Source organism: Arthrobacter sp. Br18 (genome assembly GCF_000520555.1).
GTDB lineage: Bacteria > Actinomycetota > Actinomycetes > Actinomycetales > Micrococcaceae > Arthrobacter_D.
This window is the reverse complement of sequence record NZ_KI914895.1, coordinates 1-3,811: the sequence shown is the minus strand read 5'-3', so window position 1 is coordinate 3,811 and position 3,811 is coordinate 1. Positions and strand designations below refer to the sequence as shown.

The following is a 3,811-nucleotide window of genomic DNA, read 5'->3' as shown; positions in this document are numbered from 1 at the left end:
CCCCCGCCGACCACCGACGATTCGGCCGGTTTGGGTGAGGATTCAAGCGATTCAGGTGGGGCGCAACCAGAAAGCGCCAGAATGAGTGCGGTGGCCGAGGCGGTCATCACGGTGAGCGGCTGCCTGAATGACTTGGTCATGGCGTTCCACGTCTCCATTGACGATGATGCGACCGATGCTACGCCCGGCCGCGGCCGGGTGGAAGTGATTTCTTGCGGGACCTATCGGCGCCGGGTGCCTGCCGCACACAGCAGGGCATGACCAACTCAACAAAAGCCCGAGTCGACAAGGGCGTGCCCGCCGGCGGTCAGTTCACAGCGACTTCCCATTCCGGGCCGGTCGTCACCCTGGCCTCATCGAAGAAGACGTGGGTCGCCGCGCCGGCCACTTCGCCTTCATGTGGCGTATCGACGCCCGCCGTTGGTGGACCTCGGCCTCGCCGTTAGAGTCACCGGCTGAAGGTCACGGTCGTCGGCGGCATGAATCCAGTTCTCGAGCAGCAATGCCGCTCGTGGGAGGCCTTCGCCGACGTCCAAGCACCTCAAATGCCTTTAGGTATTTGAGACTTCCGATGCCGTCACGAAAATCTGCACCCTCCCACTGCTCCCCGGCCAGTGCAGGATCTCGGCCGGGAATTGCGCTAACCCGGTGGGTATGGGTTAGGAGGCAGGATCGGCGTTACGTTTCCCCGGCCGGTAGCCGGCAATCGCCGCGCGGACGTCACCCTCTTCGTGCTCGCCCTTCTTGCCGAACGGCAGCATCTTCAGCAGAGGGTGAACGATGGCCATGACGACCAGGCCCCAGGCGAAACCGACGACGGCCGAGCACAGGGTGTTCACCAGCCAGGCCAGGAAGCCGCCCACCACCGCGATCCCGGCGAAAGGGGCCTCGAGGGCATGGATCACGTCATACGGCATGTGCCACCCGAGGTCGTATGCCCCCTGCACCATGATGTGACCTCCGACCCACAGCATGGCGATCGTCCCGACAAGGGTTATCACCTTCAGCACGGTCGGCATCCCCTTGACGAGCAACTCGCCGAAGCGCTGGGAGCCCGCGGAGTCCTTGGTGGTCAGGTGCAGGCCGATGTCGTCCATCTTGACGATGAGTGCAACCGCGCCGTACACGATCACCGTGATCGCGATCGCCACGACGACCAGGATGATCGCCCGAACCCATAGGGACTCTTCGGCCACCTCGGTCATCGAGATGACCATGATCTCGCAGGACAGGATGAAGTCGGTGGTGATGGCGCCCTTGGTGACCTTCGCCTCCGCCTCCGGGCCCCGTTCGACCGCCGGAGCCTTTTTGTCCGCGGAGTGGCCGCGGAGCTTGTGCCAGACCTTCTCGGCACCTTCGTAGCAGAGGTAGGTGCCGCCCAGCATGAGGATGAACGGGATAACCCCCGGGACGAAAGCACTGACGAGCAGCAGTGCCGGCAGGATGATCAACAGCTTGTTGCGGAGCGAGCCCCAGAAGATCCGCTTGATCATCGGCAGTTCGCGTGATGGATCCGCCCCGGACACGTACTGCGGAGTGACGGCGGCGTCGTCGATCACCACGCCGGCGGCCTTGGCCCCCGCCTTGGCTGCCCCGGCAGCGACGTCGTCCACCGAGGCGGCCGCTATGCGGGCCAGGGCTGCGACGTCGTCCAGCAGGGCGACGAGACCGCCGCTCACAGATCGCCCTCGCTCTGCTCGAGGGCGGAATGCTGGGCGTGGAGGCTACGGTTGAGGCACGGAATCGGCATGCTCAAAGTATATGGTGGCGGGCAGGCGGCCGTCGGGGGTTGCGTAGGTCCGCGTGACTGCAGGCAAAGCGTGCTGACAGCGGCGGCGCCGATGTTTATCTCCACCTCCTCAGCGGTGCCGATGTAGCGCGTTGCTGTCCTGTATTTGATGAATATGTGGTCTTCCCGGAATGTGCAGCGTCCATTCGAACAGTGCACACGATGCGGTACGTTGCGAAAGACGTGTGCTGAAGTCGAGGGAGTCGCCGGGTAACCCGGTGCCCAGGGACAAGACGAAGTAGGTTCACGACAACGGGCTCTCAGGGCGGGAGGCCGGCTTTCCCTCCGTCTGGTGCAGTGCTTGTTCACCAAGCGGTTTCTCATTTCGAGTGCGGAAAGGCACGCGGATACGCACGTGCGCAGGTGCTGGATCGGGTCGCGGGCCACGCCGGTGGAGCGGCAGTTCGGTCCTGAAAGACAGGTAGTTAAGTTGTCCACACCGGGCCGCCTACTCTGGTAGCGCAGTTGCGGCGGACCTAGGGTGAGGTGGGTCGGCTGGAGCCGGCGTGCAGGCTGATGGGTGGGCCTGCCGGTTATCTGACAGGGGTCCACCATGGATGGTGTCCGCATTGTCGAGGATGAGGTGCGCGAGCTCATCCGGCGGCGAGGCTTGGATCCCGCGCGCCAGGTGCAGGAAATCCTCACCCTGGTTGACGCCGCGGTGAACGATTATGACGAGCGGTCCATCCACGGGGTGCTTCCGCCCCTTGGCCATCTTGAGCACGCGCGGAAGTACGTTTTCGACGCCGTGGCAGGGTTCGGGGCGTTGCAGCCGTACCTGGATGATCCGACGATCGAGGAAATCTGGATCAACGCCCCGTCCGAGATTTACGTTGCCCGCGCTGGGGAATCCGAACTGGCCGCACTGACGCTCACTGAACAGCAGGTGCGCGACCTCGTGGAAAGGATGCTGAAGTCCTCGGGGAGAAGGCTTGACCTCTCATCGCCATTTGTCGACGCATCACTGCCCGATGGCTCGAGGCTCCACGTTGTGATCCCCGATGTCACCCGGCGCCATTGGGCGGTGAACATTCGGAAGTTCATTGCGAAGGCCACCAGGCTCGAGCACCTGGTGGATCTCGGGACGCTTTCTCCCCAGGCCGCTCTCTTCCTCAAGGCCGCGGTGGGCAGCGGGCTCAACATCCTCGTCTCGGGGGCCACCCAGGCGGGCAAGACCACGCTGCTGAACTGTCTGGGTGCGGCTATCGGTCCGCGGGAGCGGGTGGTCACGGTGGAGGAGATCTTCGAGCTGCAGCTGCCGTTGCGCGACGTCGTGGGGCTGCAGTGCCGGCAGCCGAACCTTGAGGGCCAGGGCGAGATCCCGCTGCGCAGACTCGTCAAGGAGGCGCTGCGGATGCGGCCCGACCGGTTGATCGTCGGGGAAGTCCGCGAAGCCGAAAGCCTGGACATGCTGGTCGCCCTCAACAGCGGCCTCCCCGGAATGTGCAGCGTCCACGCCAACAGTGCACACGACGCCGTCACGTACGGAAAAGCGTGTACCTAGCGGACGAGGCCGCCGGCTTACTGCTGCTAATTCTCCAACGGGTAACGGAGGCTCAGACGAGAGGAAGTACTTGTGCCGGTCGAGCCCAGAGTGTGACGATAGGCGGGCCGTCGATTGTTGGCGGTTGCCACTGCTATAGGTTCCGTTTCATGCTCCTCATAGTTCCGTCGGTGAAACGAGAACTCCAAGCCCGTTGTTTGACTTAGCCTCGATCCACCGATGATTTTCGGGTTGTGCGCGGCGTTTTAAACACGAAATGCCCGTCGTCTGGGAGAAAATATGGCTTACCACAGTCAAATTTTCATACCAGATGAGGACATCTCGTAGATGCAAGTTTCCCATAGAACGTCCGCGGCGTCAGTGTCCTTCGACGAACCGAATCTCGTGTCGGTCGCCGGGCTGGTCCCGGTGATGACGTTGGCCCGGGATGCCGGTCTGCACGAGTTAGCCGATGAGTGGTTGTCCGTGCCGACAGACAAGGGCGCCAATGCCGGGCTGAAAGTCGCGTCGCTGGTAGC

Annotated in this window: 1 protein-coding gene and 2 pseudogenes; 2 read left to right on the top strand and 1 reads right to left on the bottom strand. The window is 63.3% G+C overall.

Translation table 11 applies throughout. The features are described from left to right. Positions 1 to 659: 659 nt before the first annotated feature. Positions 660 to 1,679, bottom strand: coding sequence for a DUF808 domain-containing protein (locus Y704_RS0116580; protein WP_026550930.1), 1,020 nt, complete (start codon positions 1,677 to 1,679; stop codon positions 660 to 662). Positions 1,680 to 2,342: 663 nt separating this feature from the next. Between Y704_RS0116580 and Y704_RS22230 the strand changes: the two are divergent. Continuing rightward, a pseudogene (locus Y704_RS22230) lies at positions 2,343 to 3,272 on the top strand (ATPase, T2SS/T4P/T4SS family); the annotation flags it as partial. Positions 3,273 to 3,620: 348 nt separating this feature from the next. Further along, positions 3,621 to 3,811: pseudogene (locus Y704_RS22225) on the top strand (IS1380 family transposase); the annotation flags it as partial.